The sequence below is a fragment of the Deltaproteobacteria bacterium genome, from assembly GCA_013151235.1.
Taxonomy (GTDB): Bacteria; CG2-30-53-67; CG2-30-53-67; order CG2-30-53-67; family CG2-30-53-67; genus JAADIO01.
Genome location: JAADIO010000035.1, coordinates 44,075 through 63,106, shown reverse-complemented (window position 1 = coordinate 63,106; position 19,032 = coordinate 44,075). Strand labels below are relative to the sequence as shown.

The window sequence follows — 19,032 nt, the reverse complement described above, 5'->3', positions numbered from 1 at the left end:
GGAAAGTCTATTCCGTCATGGTTTCATTGGTTGTTATTTTCTCCCTGCTCTCGGGACAGGGTTTTGCGGCCAAACAGAAAAAGGATACCCTGGCTGTTCTCGAGACGGATGCGGGGAAAATCGTACTCTCTTTTTATCCCGAGGACGCGCCGAAGACGGTTAAAAATTTCAAGAAGTTGATCAGGGAGGGTTTCTATGACGGGACCTATTTCCACCGGGTGATCCCCGGTTTCATGATTCAGGGCGGAGATCCCAATACGAAGGATCATAACCGCAACAATGATGGAATGGGCGGACCGGGTTATACCATCCCGGCGGAATTCAATGCTCACCATCATGTACGAGGGACCCTTTCGATGGCGAGGAGACAGGATCCAAACAGTGCCGGTTCCCAGTTTTTTATCTGCGTAGCCCGGGCGGCTTACCTGGACGGCAAATACACGGTCTTCGGAAAAGTGGTGGAGGGGATGGACGTGGTGGACAAGATCGTCCAGGCTCCCAGGGATCGAAGAGACAACCCCCTGAAACCGATCCATATTCAGAAGGCTTATTTGAAGTAGAATGAATCCCCGGTGAAGGGGTTCCCTGTGAGGTATCGGGAGAAACGATGGCAAAACAGATGTTGATCAACGCGATTCACGCGGAAGAAAGCCGTGTTGCGATTGTAGACAATGGCGTTCTGGAAGAGTTGGGGGTCGAGACGGCCGCCGCCGAACGGCATAAAGGCAATATCTACAAAGGGACGGTGGTGCGGGTGGAACCGAGTCTCCAGGTGGCCTTTGTCGAGTATGGGGAACGCAAAAATGGATTTCTTCCTTTTCGGGAGATTCATCATTCCTATTATAAAGGCCGGAAAAACGCCAAGGGTAGGCCGCGCATTCAGGATGTGATCGAGAAGGGAATGGAGGTCCTGATCCAGGTGGTCCGGGAGGAACGAGATCAAAAAGGGGCCTACATGACGACGTATCTCTCTCTTCCCGGCCGTTTTCTGGTTGTCATGCCGGGGAGCAAGAGTGGTGGGGTCTCCCGGAAGATCGAGGATGATGAAGAGCGGTCAGCGATGAAAAAGATTCTGAAAGATCTGAAGGTCCCTGAGGGGTTCGGGGTGATCATTCGGACCGCCGGGTTGGGAATGCCCAAGACCGTTCTGGCCCGTGAAATGAAGTTTCTTCTCAAGGTTTGGGATCGGATCCTCCATGATGCGACGGAACAGGAGATCCCATCACTGGTCTACCGGGAATCGGACCTTGTGATCCGTTCCATTCGGGATTATTTTACGACGGAGATCAAGGAGATTCTGATCGACAACCTGGAGGTCTATAAAAAGACGACGACCTTTTTTAAACAGATCATGCCCCGTTACCGAAATCGAGTGAAACTTTACCAGGGGGCTAAACCGATTTTTGCCAAGCATAATCTGGAGGAACAGATTGAGCGGATCTACGAGCGGAAAGTTCCCTTGAAATCGGGCGGCTCGATTGTGATCGAACCGACGGAGGCGCTGGTTTCGATCGATGTAAATTCAGGAAAATCAATGCGGGCCAAAGGGATCGAGGAAACCGCTTTTCATACCAATATGGAAGCGGCCGAAGAAGTGTCACGGCAGTTGCGTCTTCGCGATCTGGGCGGTTTGATCGTTGTTGATTTTATCGATATGCTGAACAAGAAACATCAACAGGAAGTTGTGAAATGCATCAAGGCCTGCATGAAAGGGGAAAAGGCCAAGACCGAGATCTCCACGATCTCCCGTTTCGGTCTGCTCTCGATTTCCCGTCAGCGAATTCATGCCCCGGTTGAGGAAGGGACCTATCTACCTTGTGATCGATGTGGAGGAACGGGTCGTGTACGGTCCCTGGAGTCGATTGCCTTGACGATCCTCCGGACCATACAGATGCATGTGGCCAAGGGAAATGTTTCCGCTGTGGAGGGGGAGGTCTCCATGGATCTTGCCGAGTTCCTGCTGAACGGAAAACGGAGCGAGATTGTCAATATGGAGATGTCACACAAGGTAAGAATTCATCTCAAAGGGAAACCGGACCTGTATCATCATCTCTACCGGCTCAATTTTATTGAGAAGAAAGCAGAGAAGACGGAGAAACAGGTTGAGCATCCCGGCATAGTGGAAAAGAAAAATGAGATCGACGATAACGGCTCCCATACAAAAAAACCAAAGGGGAAAAGGCGGCCCCGGCGGAAAGCGGCGGCAAAAGAGGAATAGTTTTTTTTCTTTCTCCGGTTTTACACTCCTCTCGTCTTCTCCTGTGGAAAAGCAGAAGCATCCTGAGACCGTTACACTTTTTACCATAAATGAACCTTCTTGAGTAAGGATGAGGGGAGGGGGAAATGGCGCCCAGGGCTCAAGTTTTCACGAAACCGAAAGTCTCCTCTTTTTCCCGCTGGACGTTTCTGGTCATTGTAAACAGTGTGATCGGGATTGTTTTGTCCTTTGTGCTCTATCACAAGGTCATGGAGTGGCAGGTCCGGCTTTTTGCCGCGGAATTCCAACTCCGGGCGGAGACACATGCCCGGGACCTTCAGGAAGGGTTCAATCATTCGTTGGCAAGGGTTGAGGAAATTGCCGATTTTTATGCTTCCTCCGTCGATGTAACCAAAAATGAATTCCGGAAATTCGTGAGCGGTTACCTTGCAGACCATCCCGGAATCCATGCCCTGGGGTGGGTGCAGCCGGTTTCCGGTCCCGACCGGAGAGCATTTGAGGCGGCATTCCGGACAGAGGAAGGCCCGACCTTCCGGATTACGGAGAGGGGGCCAGGTCGAAAAATCATTTCCGCCGGATCCCGCTCCTCGTACGATCCGCTGGTCAGGGTTGAACCTTCCGCAATACACGAGAAGATGATCGGCTTCGACCTGGCTTCGGATCCGGTGATTGCGGCCTCTCTGGTTGCCGCACGGGATCGTGGCCGGATGACGATTGTCACTCGCACCCCTCTCACGAATTTTGGTGAGCATAACGGGTTTTTCGCGATACAGCCGCTCTATGCATCCACGCCTTCCCATGCAGGGAATGAGGCGCAGCGAAAAAATCTGAAAGGTTTTGCCCTGGGTGTTTTTCAGCTCGGTGATGTTTTTGAAGAGGTCTTGCGGGGGACGGAGAAACTGGGTGTTAATTATAAAATTATCGAAGTCGAAGAAGGGGGCGGCAAGACGATTCTTTACACCCATGCCTCCCGGACGCGAAAAGAGTCGAAGGGTTCCCTCCGGCCCGGCGGCCTTCCGGTCCTGCTCAAAAAGTTGTTCCGACGAACTCCGCTCTCCGTGCCGGGACGCAGATGGGACCTTGTTGCTTATCCTGCGCCCGCCTTGCTTGCTACGTTTCATCCCTATGAGGCACGGGCTGCATTGTTCTCCGGACTCCTTTGTACGGGATTTGTTTCCGTTTTACTTATATTGGTGGCACGGCGGTATGTGCAGCGGGAACGATATCTTGGAAATCTGAGCCGTGTAAACCAACAGTTACAAAAGGAAATCGACGAACGGACCCGGTCGGACCATGCCCTTAAGGAGTCGGAAGAAAAGTTCCGAGCCCTTTTCGATAGTGCAGCGGACGGTGTACTCCTTCTTCAGTTGGAAGGGGGGGAACCTACGATCATTGATTGCAATCCGAGGGTGCTGGAACTTTTTGGTGCGGTGCGTGAGGAGATTGTCGGAAAACGGCCGGATGACCTTTCTCCCGGTATCCAACCGGATGGAGTTTCATCCAGAGAAAAGAGCAAAACAATGATCCGGGCCGCACTGGCAGGTGATTGTCCGGTATTCGAATGGCGGCACCGACGTCTGGATGGTGGTCTTTTTGATGCGGAGATTAATCTGCAACGTCTTCGTCTGAAGGGCAGGGATTATATTCAGGGAATTATCCGGGACATTACTCTCCGCAAAAAGATGGAGCAGGAGCTGTTGAAACAGGAGAAACTTGAATCCCTGGGCCTTCTGGCCGGAGGATTGGCCCACGACTTCAACAACCTTCTTACGGTGATCCTCGGGAATCTTTCCCTCGCACAGTATCAGTCTTCCACGGATGAGCATGTGAAGGGGTTGATCATGGACGCGGAAAAGGCGACATTGCGTGCCCGGGAGCTGACGCAGCAGTTGTTGACCTTTGCGAAAGGAGGTGCGCCGGTCATCCGAACGACAACGGTTGAAAAGGTGGTTCGGGAATCGACAGCCTTTGCCTTACGGGGGTCCAACGTACGTTCCGAGATGTCGTTCCCCGGGGGACTTGCCGCCGTGGAGATCGATGAAGGCCAGATCGGCCAGGTAATTCATAATCTGGTACTCAATGCAGAGCAGGCAATGCCCGACGGCGGGGTGCTCCGAATTTCCTGCAAGAATGTCCGCCTCTCCCACGGAAAGCATGTTCCTTTGCCCGAGGGGGACTATGTCCGGATCGATGTGACCGATGAGGGGACCGGTATTCCCATGGAATATCAACAACGGGTTTTTGATCCCTATTTTACAACAAAGCAGAAGGGGAGTGGGTTGGGTCTGGCCGGAAGCTATTCCATCATCCAGCGACACAAGGGGCATCTCTCCGTTTACTCCAGCCCGGGGCATGGATCCACCTTTTCCATTTACCTCCCGGCTTCTTCCAATGTTCCGGAGAAGGCCGAAGAAGAAAGACTTGCCCCGCTTCGCGGGACGGGCCGTATCCTGGTCATGGATGACGAACCGTCCATCCGGAGAGTCGCCGGTGAGATTTTGAAGCATCTTGGTTACCGGGTCGAAGGGGCCAAAGATGGAGAAGAGGCGATCGAACTTTATTCAAAGGCCTTTGAGAGTGGAGATCCTTTCAGGGTTGCCATCCTGGATCTAACCATTCCGGGTGGAATGGGAGGGAAGGAGGTAATTGGGAAACTCCTGAATATTGATCCGCAGATTAAGGCGATTGTTTCCAGCGGGTATGCAGACGACCCGATCATGGCCGATTACAGAAGCTATGGTTTTGCCTCCGTGGCCGCCAAGCCCTATCAATTAGCGACACTCAGTGAAGCGGTTTCCCATGCACTGGAGGCGGAGCGTTAACGTTGTTTGTTTCAGTTTCCCCCTGTCCTGATCCGCATGAGATCCAGAGCAGGAACTTTATACCCGTTGACGGTGGGGCAGCGCACCTTGTTGGGAAGGTACGGATTCCGAGAAGGATGATGAGCCTGACTTTTTCTCTGTCATGTAAGGCAAGGCGGCCTTGCCGACCTGGGCCTTTTTCAGCCATCCTTCTTTTCCGGAGGGGAGGCGGAAGAGGACCCAGCCGTCCCGGGTTCGGTCGATCCATCCCTCTGCACCGTCATGAAGGACGAAGAGGGTGGTACTCTCCGGGTCCATTCCGGATCGTACCGATGCCTTCGGCACGATGATGACGGCCGGTCGGTGCAGCCGGGTCTGGAGGTAACGGGTCGCCGCCGTGATTCCCATGGTCAGCCCGAACAGGAGTGAAATGTAGAGAAGCCCCCGGAGAAAGGGCCGCCGGGAAAAGAGACGGCCGGCTGCGGTGCCCCAGAAAATTACGTTGCTCAAGAGAAAGATCCGGACCATTTCCGGAAACGACATCCGGTAATACCAGAAGAAGAGTTCCCGCAGTATGCCGCCCGTCGCTTCGATCCGGTCTTTCCGTTCTTCCCGGGCGTAGCGGAGGTTGGCCTCCAGGTCTTCCGATCGCGGGATCCATTCCCTGGCCGAAAGGTAGTTCTCGATAGCTTTGCCGGTCCGGCCCAGCCGGTAATAGGTGTTTCCCAGGTTATAGTAAAGAATCCCATTCCGTATCCCCTGATCGAGAATTCGGGTATAGAGATCCCGGGCCGATTCGTAATCGCCTTTCTGATAGGATTCGTTTGCCTTGAGAAAGAGGGCGAGTGCGTTTTTATGCTCCGGACTTGCCGTCTGCGGAGTCAGCAGCAGAAGGGGCAGGAGAAGGATCAGCAGGAAAGGAATCTTCTTCATAGTTTTTTCTCCACCTTTTTGCAAACCTTTACGACCCGATCAAGGTCGGATGTGCCATCGTGGCTCCCCTCTTTTTCAGGTGCAAACTGCCGGTACTCCAGTTCCCGCAGCAGCCGATGAATCTCCTCCGGCAGGGACGGATCGTTCAGGCGGGAGGCCAGGGCCTCCTTCAGCTCGGCCGGCGTCCGGGCCTCTCCGGCAAGATTCATCTTGGCACCGAGATAGGACTGGAGGGTTCGGGCGAGATGGGCATGAAGCTTTCGGGAATTACCCTGACGGATCAAGGTCCGGGCTTCCTTGATACCTGCTTCAAAATGGCTCCAGGCCCGCTTGCTCCGGGCATAGCCGATATCCGTGGTTCGCCGCTCTTGTTCCCGCTTGATTCGGAAAATGACGAGAAACGCAAAGGGGGGGATAAAACAGAGACCCATCACTCCCGGAGAGGTCAGGGAAAACGAGCGGTCTTTGAAGGTGTCGAGGCCGGTGACGATTGGGAGGATGTCCCGACCGACGATTTTGATCCCTTTCCGGATGGGCACCGCCGGGGTCGCATCGGTCAGGTTGATTTCCTCCTTCGTCGCAGCCGGTCGGACTTTCAGGATAAAGGGGCCGGCTTTCCGTTTCTGGTACTGTCCGGCATCGGGGTTGAAGAAGGAAATCGAGACGCCTGGGATGGTGATCGTCCCCGGTTCCATCGGAACGAGAGCGGTTTTAAAGACCTTCCGGGAAAGGACCCGGTCCTGACGGGTCTCCCGGGTGAGGGTCGGTTGATCATCATAAGTTTTGAAATGCTGCAGGCCTTCGATCTTGGGTCTCGGTGCACCGGTAAGATCTCCCGTTCCCATCACCGTCATGGTCAGCGTTGCCGATCCTCCTTCCTCAATCTCTTCTTTCCCTAATTGGGCAATCAGACTGAAGTTACCGACCAGCCCGGAAAAGTTTTTCGGTTTCCCCTGTTCCGGCAGGGGACGGACCTGAAGGGTGATTGGTTTCGACCGGAGAATCTTCGTTCGGGAACGTTCCGTGCCGAAATTGAAAATATCGTAGGGACTGGGCTGTCCATAAGGAATATCGCACTTTAGCGTTGCGGTCGGAAGGGTCAAGGACCCTGCATGGACGGGATAAAGAATCCTGCGAAACTCCGTGACCTGGTAACGGATTCCATTTTTAACCGTTGTGTAGGATTTTTCCTTGCCGAGGTCTTCCACCTGAAGACCGTTGAAATCCAATTTTTCCAGGGACGCGTTGTCCACCTGGACCCGGCGGAAGAAGCGGAAGGTATAGATTACCTGTTGCCCCACGTAAGGTTTGGCGGTATCGACTTCCGTGGTGATAAAAAGATCTCGGTTCTCGGTTTCCGACTGGCGGGTCTTTTCAACACGGATTGTAATCGGATCGGTTCGATAGATTTCTCCTTGAAAACGGATGATCGCCGGTCCGATGGTGAGTCTCCCCGTTTTTTGCGGTGCAAGAAGATAGGTATAATCCATCCGGGAGGAGTAGGACCCGTTGATGATCTGAACCTGGGAGGAACGCCCCCGGGAAGCAATCTCAAAGTCGGGCAGGTCGGGCAGCTCCGGTTCAGGCGTTTTGCGGCTCCCCGAGACGCTGATGGTCAGACGAACCATGTCTTCCAGGGTGATCCTGTTCCGGTCGACGCCGGCCGTGACGGAGAGCTCCCCGGCTTGCGCCGGTTGATAGAGGAGCAGAAGCGACACCATGAGGAGTAAAATTTCCCCCATCTTTTTGAAATCGTTTTCTTTCATGCTTACCAGTCTTCCACGACGTTTTTCCTGTTGGGGGCTTCCCGTGCCGCCTGCTTCCGGAAGTAGGCCCGTTGATCATCACTCAGGGAATTGAGCAGCCGTTCCGCCTCCTCCGGGGAGAGGGGATGCCCCTCAACGGGATGGTCCGGACGAGCGTTGGTCCCGGTCCCTTTCAGCCCCTTCTTTTTTCCCCCTCCGGTTTCATGAATTTTCCCTTCCGGAGGTTTTTGTTCCTTGTTCTTCCCGGTTGTTGGTTGCGGTGATTTTTTCCCCGTTCCTTCTTTCTGCGCGGAATTCCGTGTCTCTTGTGTCGGTTCTGTTTTTTGATCTTCTTTCGGTTTTGCCTGATTCTTGGTTGTTTTCCCATTCTGCTTCCGTTTCTGCTGCTTCTGCTGTTTGATCGCTTTCAGGACGAACTCGAGATTTTCCTTGGCCTGACGGTCTTCAGGGTCAATGGAGAGTGCTTTACGATAGAATCCGGAGGAGGCCTTCAGGTCTTTTTCTCGGAAGGCCGTGTTGCCGAGGTTGTAGTAGGCCTTTGCCCGGAGTTTCGGGTCTTCGGTTTTCGAAAGGACTTGTCCGAATTCTTTTGCTGCGGATGCAAAGTCACCGGTGCGGTATCGGGCGGCAGCGGCATTGTAGCGGATCTTCGGATCGTCCGGTGCTTCGACTTCCGCTGCTTCAAAGTGGGTGAGAGCCTCTTTGTATTTTTTCGCGTGATAGGCCCGTATCCCCTCTTTCATCGCCCGGGTGGGGGATGCGGCCCAGAGGGAGTGCCCGGTGAGAAGCAGGGTACTCAGACAGCCAAAGATTACCAGAAAATGCCGGATCATGCCTCCTCCCGTCCCCCTTCCCGGAGAAACCCCTCTGCGATCAGGAGAAAAACCGCCGCCATGAGGGGCCATTCAAATCGCTCCGTCCATCGTTTCTTACGACGGGTCGCCAATTCGGTCTGTTTCATTCCCATTCGGATCCCCTTCAGATAAATCGACTGCAGGTCCATATCACCCGTGACAGAATGAACGTAGGCACCGCCCGTTGTCAAGGCGATCTTTTTCAGGGTTTCCTCATCAAGACGGGTCAGGATGAGATTGCCGGAATGATCCTTCTTAAATCCCCCGCCGGGACCGGCCAGGGGAATCGGGGCGCCTTCCCGTTTGCCGATGCCGATGGTAAAAATTTTCACCCCGGCTTCCTTCGCTTTCTTCGCAGCGCTGAGGGGATTGCCGCCGTGATCTTCGCCGTCGGTGATCAGGATGATGGCTTTGGAAGTCCTGAGTTTCGGATCGAAGGCGGTCAGGGAAGTCTCGATGGCCCGGGCGACAGCCGTACCCGGTACGGGGATCAGGTCCGGGGAGAGCCCATCGAGGAAGATCCGGAAGGCGCCGTAGTCGAGGGTCAGGGGGCACTGAATGAAACTGCTCCCGGCAAAGGCGACCAGCCCGATTCGGTCTCCCCTGAGCATGGTCAGAAGGTCCTGAATCTTCCGTTTTGCCCGTTCCAGGCGGTTCGGATCGACGTCGGTCGCCATCATGCTCTGTGAGACGTCGAGGGCTACGACGATATCGACACCCCGTCGCCTGATCTCTTCCCACCGGAATCCCCAGCGTGGGCGTGCCAAGGCTACGATGGAGAGTGCAATAGCGACGACGATAAGGGCCGCCTTCATCCGCTGCCGCTTCCGGTGGACGCCGTGCAGGAGGCGGGGCAGCAGGGCGGGATTATTGCAGAAGGTCCGAAGGCACCGGTCCCGACTCTTGAAGGACCAGAGATAGAAGAGCCCCAAGAGGGGAACGAGCCACAGGAGGAGCAGGAGTTGTGCGTTTTTAAAATGCATCGGTTTTTTTCTCTCTTTCAATCCCCCTTCAAAAGGGGGAGGTTATAAGGAGTAGAGGTTTTTTGGTGTCCCTGATTCTCTTCTCCCCTTTGGAAAAGGGGGGATGTACATATCTTTTTTCCCGATCCCATCGAAAGATGGAAGCGGGAAAAAGATCAGGGGATCTTCCTCCAAAATGTGTTTTCCAGTACGACCTCGAGTCCCAGAAAGAAAAGTCCCGGGATCAGGAACCAGGCGAACTCCTCCGTATATTCGCTGTATTCCTTGACCTTCACCTTCGTTTTCTCCATACTGTCGATCTTTTTGTAGATTGCCTCAAGTCCCTTGGTATCGGTGGCCCGGAAGTACCGGCCCCCTGTGGTTGCGGCGATCATTTTCAGGGTTTTCTCGTCGATGTCCACATTCTGATAGACATAGCGTTTCCCGAAGAAGGAATCGACCAGGAAAGGGGCCGGGCCTTTCGTGCCCGCGCCGATGCAGTAGACCTTGATGTTGTAGTTTTTGGCCAGTTCGGCTGCCGTCTCGGGATCGATCTTTCCGGTGTTGTTCCGGCCGTCGGTGAGGAGGATCACCACCTTCGATTTTGCCTTTGAGTCCTTGAGTCGTTTGACCGCCGTGGCCAGGGCGGATCCGATGGCCGTCCCGTCCCCGGCCGGTCCGATCTCGACGCGGTCGAGGAGGGTCAGAAGAACGCCCCGGTCGAGGGTCAGAGGACACTGGGTGTAGGCATTCCCGGCAAAGACCACCATTCCCATCCGGTCATGTTCTCTTCCTTTGATGAATTTTGCCACGACCTTTTTGACCACGGCGAGACGGTTGATCCGTTTTCCTTTAATTTCGAAATCGAGGGCCTTCATGCTCCCCGAGGTGTCGAGGGTGAGCATGATGTCGATCCCCTTGGTCAGGACCTCCGTGGTGGTTCGACCCGACTGGGGCCGGGCGAGGGCGACGATCAGAAAAAGCAGAGCAGCCGATCGCAGCAGCAAAGGCCCCCATGAGGCGGAAACCGTCCCCGTCCGGGGGAGAGATTTGGCGGTCTGCAGACCGGAGAAAAGGAGTGCTCCCCTCTGCCGTCGCTGATGGAAAAAGATCCGGATGGGGATGATCAGGAGGAGAATCAGATTCCAGGGATCGTCAAAACGCCACATGCTCTGCCTCCTTCTCCGAAGTCCCTTCCTGCGATGTGAGGGCCACAAAGGTTCGGACCCGTTCCGTTTCCCCGTCGATCTCTTCCCGCTCCGCCTGATGGCCGGCGTATTTTACCCGGTCTGTGTTGCGGAGAAAAAGACGCACCTCTTCTTTTAACTTCTCTTCCGCAGGGAGGGTGTTCAGGTTGTGCCGGATCTCCTCGGAGGTTGACTCCACGGCGGGAAATCGGAACCTTCGTTCCAGGTATCGCCGAAAGATCTCTGAGAGGCGGAAACAGTATTTTTTAAATTCCCCCTTCTCGATCAGGCCTGAAGCTGCCAGTTTGTTCAACGCCTCTTCCGCCTCTTCTCGGGGAGAGCGGACCGCTTCGACGAAGGGAAGATCGGCCCGTTTCTTTCGCCGCTGCCTCAGGAAGACGACAACGAGGAGGGCGAGGAGGAGAAGGCCTGCTGCGATGAGAAAAGGGATGGGAAGATAGAACCCCGCCGGTTCAAGCGGCTTGATCTCGTGGATGTCCTTCATCTTTGCCGGCAGCAGGGAGCGGACCGTCAGGGTCAGCGCCCGGGTTGCCACGGTGATTTCCTTGCCGTCGGAAAGACAGGTTCCTTTCAGTGCAGGGAATACGATCGTCCCCGTCCGGTCAACGCGGTAGAGGTAACTTCTGCTTTCGACGATCCGGTCCCCCTCCTTCTTCGGCGCCTTTTTCTCGACCTTGAGGAGAGTGACCCCGTCTATGGAACGGGGAGGCTCCGGCAATTCCATCAGAACCTTGTGCGCGCGGGTGAGGGTCAGGGAATAAGCAATCCGGTCGCCGATGGTCGCCTCTTCGGGAGAGAGGCGGGCTTTTAGCGTGACCGGGGCGGAAGGAGTCCGGGGAGCATCGGTTTCCGCCGGCGATCCGGCTGCTGTTGTTATTAGCAGGAGAACCAGCAGCAGGAAGAGCCGCCGAATCGGAATGTCCGACAGCAGGTTCTTCATTTTATCCTTGTCCTCCGTTTTTCCCGGAGACGGAAGAATCGCATGATATCTTCTACATAGGGACGGTCGGTGCGGATCTCGATGTGGTCGATCCCGAGGGAACGAAAGATCTTCACCGTTTTTTCCCGCGCTGCCCGCCACCGGTCGGTGTAGGTCCGCCTTGTTTCGGGATCCCGGGTGTTCACGATGAGGATCTCACCCGTTTCTGCGTCCAGCAGTTTCAGGTAACCCACGGCGGGGAGGACCGTTTCCCGCGGGTCGGTCAGGGTGACGGCAATCATATCGTGCCGTCGGCAGGCGACCCGGAGGGGGCGTTCAAAACCGGCGGCGAGAAAGTCTGAGAGGAGGAAGCAGATTGTCTTACGGTTCAGGACCCGGTTGATATATTCCAGGGGCGCCGAAAGATCGGTTCCCCGGTACTCCGGGCGGTACTCGAGGACTTCTTCAATGACGCGCCAGACATGGCTCCGTCCCTTCCGAGGGGGGATGTATTTCTCCACGCGGTCGGTAAAGAGGAGAAGACCCACCTTGTCCTGGTTCTTGATGGCCGAAAAGGAGAGCGTTGCGGCGATCTCGGCGGCGACTTCATTCTTCGTCCGGAAGGTTCCGAAGGAACCTGAGGCGGAGATGTCCACTAAGAGCATGACCGTCAGTTCCCGTTCCTCCTGGAAGGATTTGACGAAGGGGCGGCCCGTCCGGGCCGTCACGTTCCAGTCAATGGTTCGAATGTCGTCTCCCGGCTGGTATTCCCGGACCTCGGCAAACTCCATCCCTAATCCCTTGAAGGCGGAATGGTATTCTCCTGTCATAATGTCATTGACAAGGTAATTGGTGATGATGTGAATCTTCCGGATCTTCCGGATGGTTTCCGCATCGAGAGACATCGCAACCTCCCTGACTGCCGGCTGTTCAGAAGAGAAGGAGTAACGGTTCTTAAGGGACTTCAACTTTGTCCAGAATTTGCTGAATTACTTCATCCGGGGTCATCTCTTCCGCCTCGGCCTCGTAGGAGAGGATGACCCTGTGGCGGAGCACGTCGTGAGCGACGGACTTGATGTCCTCGGGTGTTGCATACCCCCGTCCCCGGAGGAAGGCGTGAGCACGGGCGGCGAGGTTCAGGTAGATCGAGGCACGGGGGGAGGCCCCGTACTGAATCATGGAACCGAGGGGGAGACCATGATCCCCGGGGTTCCTCGTTGCCTGGACGAGGTCGACGATGTAGTCGGAGAGCCGTTCATCGAGGTAAATCTTCGTGGTGGCCTCCTTCAGGTCGAGAATCTCCTCGGGGGTTAGGACGGGCTGGACGGTATATTCCGGCCGACCGGCAAAGCGTTTCACAATCTCCCGTTCCTCTTCCCGGCCGGGGTAGGTGATGGTGATTTTCAACATGAACCGGTCGACCTGAGCTTCGGGCAGGGGATAGGTTCCTTCCTGTTCAATCGGATTCTGTGTGGCCATGACCAGAAAGGGGCGGGGGAGTGCAAAGGTCTCTTCGCCGATGGTGACCTGCCGCTCCTGCATTGCCTCCAAAAGGGCGCTTTGCACCTTTGCCGGCGCTCTGTTGATCTCGTCGGCCAGGATGATGTTTGCGAAAAGAGGCCCTTTCTTGGTGGTGAACTCGCCTGTTTTCGGCAGGTAGATCCGGGTGCCGATCAGGTCGGCCGGGAGGAGGTCCGGTGTGAACTGGATTCGCTGGAAGGTCGTCCGGATGGCCGCTGCCAGGGTCTTGACTGCGGTGGTCTTCGCCAGGCCGGGGACCCCTTCCACGAGGATATGCCCGTCGGCCAGCAGCCCGATCAGGAGCCGGTCCAGCAGGTCACGCTGGCCCACGAGGACCTTCGAGATTTCTCCTTCAAGTCGTTTGACCAGCAGGGTTTTCTCTTCCAGCCGTGCGTTGGCTTCCTGTGCTTTTGCGTCCACGGTGTTGTTCTCCTTTTCAGTGGGTGATGTCGAAAAATTTTTGTCCTCTACTCATTCGGCATTCCGAATTTCATGAAACCAGTCGTGATGAAAGATCCTTCCAGGTTCGCCCGGACCCTTCCATGTGAAATTTCACCCCTGTAACGAATTCTTCCAGATCGACGGGTTTCAGGAAAAAGGCGGCGCGGCCGTCTGCTTCCAGTTCTCTTGCAAAGCCCGCATCCCACAGGCCGGAAACCACGAAGACGGGCAGTGAGCGGGTGTAGAGTCGGATTTCCTGAAACAGTTCGCGACCGGACATCTCCGGCATCTGGTTATCCGTGATCAGAAGATCATAAGGAATTCTTCTCCGCTGTGCTCCGAGAAGTTTCCGGAGTGCCTCCCGTCCGTTGGCGGCCTGAGATACTTCAAATCCGGCCTGCTTGAGGAAAAAAGTTGTACTCAGCAGGATGCCGGGATCGTCATCCACGACCATTATGCGTCGATTCATTTTATATTCCTCCCGTTGTTGTTCGGATCTGTAAAGCGCTTCCTGTTTGACTTGCCGACAGGGATCGGTTCTTTTCAGAAAAGGTTACTCAACCCCGGTTGCGTCCACTTGGTCCTCAACCGTCTTTGCCGGAAAAGGGCCTGACGGCCGGTACAGGAAGAGGGAAAATGGAAGATATGGATCCGGCAGGGAGATTTTAAATTCGAAAGGCCTGATTAAAAAGAAAGATTGCATTGGAACGGGCGGATATACAAAACAACGTCGGAAGGGCGCTTGTCTTTTCCCCGGGGAAAGTCCGGAAAGCCCGATGTGTTCTGGCAGAGGTCGGAAGATCATCCAGATTATCCGGGTCCCTTGAGGGAAAGGGAATCTCTGCGTCTCCCGAAAGAGCCGACGGTCTGGCGGCCTGATCATGCAGAAGAGGAAACTGCAAGAGCGTAAAGGCCGAAAAATCTTGTGCCGAGTCCGAAAGTCGGGAAGAGGAAAGTAAGGATTCCGGTGCTGATCTTCTCTCGCCGAAGACGGCTGCAGAAACCGCACCTACACCCATTTCTCCCGGAAAAGACATTCCAAGGAGAGCAGGCAGGGTCTGAATAAGAAAGAAAATGCAGACCCACGTCAGTGCCTTGCGAAACGTTTTGTTGTGTCCCTGTGTCACAGCCATTTTTTCCGCTCGCTACTGCAATGAAATATAACAAAGAACATCAGATTTGTCAATCTGCAACCTGATGATTTTTCGTCGGGGCATCCGGAACGAGTTTTCGGGAAAGTGCCAGCGTGGGGATCACGACGAGTGTGCCGAATGTGGCGGTGATCAGCCCGCCGATCACCGAGACCGCGAAGGGTTGAAAGATTCTGGAACCGGCGGAGAGACCGGCCGCGGAGGGGAGCAGCGCGGCGATGGTGGTCAGGCTCGTCAGGAGGATCGGCCGGAGACGCACGGAGGCGGCAGCGATGATGGCCCCGGCCATATCCTTGCCCGAGGCCGCTTCCCGGTTGGCGGTGTCGATCAGGAGAATGCCGTTGTTGACGGCTATCCCTGCCAGCGTGAGGGCCCCCATGCCGACGGACAGGTCGATTGCGTGTCCCGTGAGAAAGACCGCGGCCAGCGCGCCGGCCAGCGACAGGGGAACGGCCGCAAGGATGATCAGCGGCTGGAGCCATGACTTGAACTGCATGACCATGATGAGGTAGATAAGGAGAACCGCCGTGACAAGCGCCAGGATGATGTCGTGCATCGTTTTCATGAGTACCCGGTACTGTCCCGTGAAGCCGATGCTGTACCCTTCCGGCAGGGGGATGGAGCGGAACCGTTTGCGCAGCCGCCGGACCGCAGCGGGGATGTTCCCCTCCACCTCGGCGACGAGGGTGATCTCCCGGCGGCCGTTCAGTCGTGTGACGGCGGCCGGGGCGTGGTCGATGGTGATCTCCGCGAGTCGTTTCAGCGGGACCCAGCCGCCGCCGGCGGTTCCGACCGGCAGATCCCGGAGTTTCCGGAGATCCAGCGGACCGTGCGTCCTGATCCGGACCCTTACGGAGACCACCTCCTTCTGCCGGATGATCCGTGTTCCCTCTATGCCGAAGCGGGCGGCCCGGATCGTGTCCAGCAGAGGACCGGTGCTGACTCCGTACTGTTCGAGACGGCGGGGTTCGATCCGGACATGGATCTCCGGGACCTTGATCTTCGTGTTGTTTACGACATTCGAGATCCCCGGTTCTCCGGCGAGGATCTCTTCCACCCGTCCGGCCAGTCCGGTCAGGGTCTCCATGTCGTCCCCGTAGACCGTGACACCGAAGAGCGCCGGTAGTCCTGAAAAGCTTTCGTCGATCTTCTCCTGCGTCGGCTGGTGGTAGATGAAGACGGCTCCCCGCAGTTTCGAATAGGAGCCCTTCAGGGAACGGATGATCTCCGTGACCCGCCGGGTCCGTGCGGATTTCGGCTTCAGCTTGATCAGCAGCTCCCCGCGGTTGACCCCTTCGATCTGGTAGCCGATGCCGGGGGAACCCGTCCTCCGGTAGACGGACGAGACGTCCGGGTCCGCCAGGGCGATCCGTTCGGCGATTCCCCCGATCCGGTTGCTTTCGGAAAGGGACGTGCCCGGCGGCATGGTGTATTCCGCGAGGATGGCCCCCTCGTCGACGGGCGGCAGAAGGGAGACCTTGCTGTGGCAGGCGAGAAGCCCTGCGATGGCGAGAGAAAGAACGGCAAGGGCCGGGACCGTCACTCTGTGCCGGAAGGAGAACCTCAGGACGGTCTGGAGCATCCCGTCGAGCCGGGCGATCAGCCGGGCGCCGGGAAAGCCGTTCCGCCGGAAGACGGTCGAGGGGCTGCGGCCGGCAAGAACCGGCACCAGGGTCAGGGATAGAGCGAGGGAGACGAGGAGGGCGGCGCTGACCGTGATTCCGAAGGGCCGGAGGAAAAGCGCCGTGATCCCGGTGACGATCACCATCGGCAGGAACGCCGCCACGGTGGTCAGTGTCCCCGAGGCGTCGGGACCCGCGATCTGAAGCGTTCCCTCGATACTCGCATCCCGTGCCGAGGATGTCAGGCTGCCGTGCCGGCAGATGCTCTCCATCACGACGATGGCATCGTCCACGATCATGCCGACGGCGAGCGCCAGCGCCGTCATGGTGATCATGTTGAGTCCTTCCCCCGCCGCGCCGAGGACGGCGAGGGTGGCAAGAAAGGTGACGGGGATGGTCAGTGCCACGATCCAGGTCGGCCGGAACGATCCGAGGAAGAGGTAGAGGACCAGGATGACCAGCCCGGCCCCGATCAGGAGATCCCGCAGGATCTCCCCCTGCGACTCCCGGATGATCTCCGATTGATCGTAGAACTTCTTCACCCGGGTCCCCGGCGGCAGGAGATGAGCCAGGGCACGGATCGTTCTTTCAACACCCTCCGCCACCCGGACCGTGCTTGCCCCCGGCTGTTTGCGCACGATCATTGCAACTGCCGGGACACCGTCTCCGTGGACCGTGTAGTGTCTCGGCACGCGGCCTTCCCGGATCTTCGCGATCGACCCCAGCCGCACGGATCGTCCCCCCGGAAGCGGGACCGGGAGGGAGCGGATATCGCCGAGTGTCCGGATGCGCGCGTCGCCGCGGATCAAGTATTCCCGGCCGGACCGGTCGATATACCCGGCGATCACCGACCGGTTCGATCTTTTCAGGAGGGCGAGGATATCGTCGATGCCGATACGGAGACGGATCAGCGTCCCGGGTTCGATCTCCACATCGAAGGCCCGCCGGTCCCCTCCGAGGACCTCCACCGAGGAGACCCCGTCCACTTCCATGATCCTGCTCGACAGTTCGTGGCGGACGATACTTCGCAGGGTGACCGGGTCGCCGGCCCCGTAGAGGATGTAACCGCAGACCTCCTGGAGGGTGGTGCCGATGCTTTCGAGCCGCGGGATGACACCCGCCGGGAGGGCTGCGCCGACCCGTCCCAGCCGGGCCTGGATCAGCTGCCGGGCATCGCGGACCGTGGTTCCCCGCGTGAATTCCACGGTGACCCGGGAGATCCCCTGCACGGAGATGGAGGCCACACGTTTCACGCCTACGATGGACCGGACCGCGTCCTCGATCGGCCGGGAGACGAGCCGTTCCATCTCTTCCGGCGCCGCCCCGGGATCGTGGGTGATGATGTTGACGACGGGGATGTTGAGGTCGGGGAAGAGATCGACCGGCATGTGCCGGGCCGAGTAGATGCCGCCGAGACTCATGGCGGCGGCCGCCAGGATCACGGCCATGGGATTTCTGATTATGAAACGCAGGAAACTCCGCATCGGTTGCACCTCACGGACGGACTCATCCCGAATCCGTCAGTCCTCGACCTTGTAGATACGGTTGAAGTCACGGTAGAAGAGTTCATAGGCCCCCTCCACGACCACCCGGTCCTTCTCCCCGACCCCCTCTTTGATCTCCACCCAGCCGCCTTCTGTCTCACCCGTCTTCACCGGCTGCCGGTGATATCCATCCGGTCTCTTCACGAAGACGAAGGGCCGTTCCCTGTCGTCGTAGACGACGGCAGGGCGGGGGATGGCGAGGGCCTTTTCATGCCGGGCAAGGATCAGATGACCCGACACGGACTCCCCCGGGGCGAAGTGCCCGTCAACATCCGGGCCTTCCAGCCAGACCGTGGAGGCGCCTTCCTTCGTGCGTTGCGGCAATACCTTCGTGACGGTCACGGAGACGGACCCGCCGGATGCGGGCTCCGCAACGGCGGAAAGCCCGGTGAGAGCGACATTCCCGGGTGGAAACAGGGTGGCCGCGATCCTCAGGGATCCCGCCGGGACCAGTTCGGCCAGGACCGCTCCCTTCCCTACCTCCTGGCCGGGGTTGACGCGGCGCCTTGTCATCACCCCCTCCCGGGGCGCCCGGATCCGGATCATCCGCCGCAGGGCGGCCCGTTCTTCTTCGGCTGCCTTCAGCCTTGATCTGATGCGTGCGAGGGATTCCTCCGCGGAGAGGAGCTCTTCCCTGCGGGCCATCTTCCCGGCGACCGCCTCCCGTTTCAGGGTCACGATCTCTCCCGCCAGGGCGGCCTGCCTGCGGAGGGAGGCGATCCTTGCCCGCAGGGTCGCGGAACGCGCCCGGATCCGCGGTCCGCCGAGAGTGAACAGGACCGTTCCCTTCATTACGGTTGATTCATCGGGGGCATCCACGGAAACGATCCGTCCCCTCTCCGGTGCGATGATGGAAACGGCGGTCTTGCTCTCCACCTTTCCGAACCACGGGATCCGGACGGTGAAACTCCTCCGTCCGGGGGTGACCGTCCGGATCCGGCCCGGTCCGGCCCTCCGGTGGGGAGGGGCGTTTCCGCCGGGAGAGAGGCGGCTGTTGCATCTGTACCCCGTCACGGCGGCGGTGGCGAGGAGGATCATCGCGGCGACGGCCGGAAGGACCGAGATCTTCTTCTTCAATTTCATTCTCCTCTT

At 57.4% G+C, this 19,032-nt stretch carries 14 protein-coding genes; 3 read left to right on the top strand and 11 right to left on the bottom strand.

Annotated elements, in window-relative coordinates; all coding sequences use genetic code 11:
• The first annotated feature begins 17 nt into the window (after window positions 1–17).
• From GXP58_07195 to GXP58_07185, 3 genes are all read left to right on the top strand, one after another.
• Window positions 18–560, top strand: a complete 543-nt coding sequence (locus tag GXP58_07195; protein ID NOY53394.1) for a peptidylprolyl isomerase — start codon at window positions 18–20, stop codon at window positions 558–560.
• 47 nt (window positions 561–607) lie between these two features.
• On the top strand, window positions 608–2,218 hold the full coding sequence (locus tag GXP58_07190) for an Rne/Rng family ribonuclease (protein NOY53393.1): 1,611 nt from the start codon (window positions 608–610) through the stop codon (window positions 2,216–2,218).
• A gap of 125 nt (window positions 2,219–2,343) precedes the next feature.
• Window positions 2,344–5,040 (top strand): PAS domain S-box protein, encoded by a 2,697-nt coding sequence (locus tag GXP58_07185; protein ID NOY53392.1) that lies wholly within the window; start codon window positions 2,344–2,346, stop codon window positions 5,038–5,040.
• Window positions 5,041–5,097: 57 nt separating this feature from the next.
• On the opposite strand, the gene GXP58_07180 is transcribed toward GXP58_07185, so the two are convergent.
• The 11 genes from GXP58_07180 to GXP58_07130 all read right to left on the bottom strand — a co-directional run bounded on the left by GXP58_07180 (window position 5,098) and on the right by GXP58_07130 (window position 19,023).
• Window positions 5,098–5,952: a tetratricopeptide repeat protein gene (locus tag GXP58_07180; GenBank protein NOY53391.1), complete on the bottom strand. Its 855-nt coding sequence runs from the start codon at window positions 5,950–5,952 to the stop codon at window positions 5,098–5,100.
• Window positions 5,949–7,718 carry a protein BatD gene (locus tag GXP58_07175; protein NOY53390.1) on the bottom strand — a complete coding sequence of 590 codons (1,770 nt, stop codon included), beginning with the start codon at window positions 7,716–7,718 and terminating at the stop codon, window positions 5,949–5,951. Before GXP58_07175 ends, GXP58_07180 begins: the two co-directional genes overlap by 4 nt.
• A 2-nt stretch (window positions 7,719–7,720) precedes the next feature.
• Window positions 7,721–8,551 (bottom strand): tetratricopeptide repeat protein, encoded by an 831-nt coding sequence (locus GXP58_07170; GenBank protein NOY53389.1) that lies wholly within the window; start codon window positions 8,549–8,551, stop codon window positions 7,721–7,723.
• Window positions 8,548–9,372: a VWA domain-containing protein gene (locus GXP58_07165; GenBank protein ID NOY53388.1), complete on the bottom strand. Its 825-nt coding sequence runs from the start codon at window positions 9,370–9,372 to the stop codon at window positions 8,548–8,550. The genes GXP58_07170 and GXP58_07165 overlap by 4 nt, the downstream gene beginning before the upstream one ends.
• Before the next feature lie 338 nt (window positions 9,373–9,710).
• Window positions 9,711–10,703: a VWA domain-containing protein gene (locus GXP58_07160; GenBank protein NOY53387.1), complete on the bottom strand. Its 993-nt coding sequence runs from the start codon at window positions 10,701–10,703 to the stop codon at window positions 9,711–9,713.
• A complete protein-coding gene (locus GXP58_07155) occupies window positions 10,690–11,682 on the bottom strand; it encodes a hypothetical protein (GenBank protein ID NOY53386.1) in 993 nt (330 codons plus the stop codon). The genes GXP58_07160 and GXP58_07155 overlap by 14 nt, the downstream gene beginning before the upstream one ends.
• Complete coding sequence (locus GXP58_07150; GenBank protein ID NOY53385.1) at window positions 11,679–12,566, bottom strand: DUF58 domain-containing protein; 888 nt, start codon at window positions 12,564–12,566, stop codon at window positions 11,679–11,681. Before GXP58_07150 ends, GXP58_07155 begins: the two co-directional genes overlap by 4 nt.
• A gap of 49 nt (window positions 12,567–12,615) precedes the next feature.
• Window positions 12,616–13,602 carry a MoxR family ATPase gene (locus GXP58_07145; protein ID NOY53384.1) on the bottom strand — a complete coding sequence of 329 codons (987 nt, stop codon included), beginning with the start codon at window positions 13,600–13,602 and terminating at the stop codon, window positions 12,616–12,618.
• 70 nt (window positions 13,603–13,672) lie between these two features.
• On the bottom strand, window positions 13,673–14,092 hold the full coding sequence (locus GXP58_07140; GenBank protein NOY53383.1) for a response regulator: 420 nt from the start codon (window positions 14,090–14,092) through the stop codon (window positions 13,673–13,675).
• Between the two features lie 713 nt (window positions 14,093–14,805).
• A complete protein-coding gene (locus tag GXP58_07135; protein NOY53382.1) occupies window positions 14,806–17,880 on the bottom strand; it encodes an efflux RND transporter permease subunit in 3,075 nt (1,024 codons plus the stop codon).
• Between the two features lie 36 nt (window positions 17,881–17,916).
• Window positions 17,917–19,023, bottom strand: a complete 1,107-nt coding sequence (locus GXP58_07130; protein NOY53381.1) for an efflux RND transporter periplasmic adaptor subunit — start codon at window positions 19,021–19,023, stop codon at window positions 17,917–17,919.
• Between the last annotated feature and the right edge of the window lie 9 nt (window positions 19,024–19,032).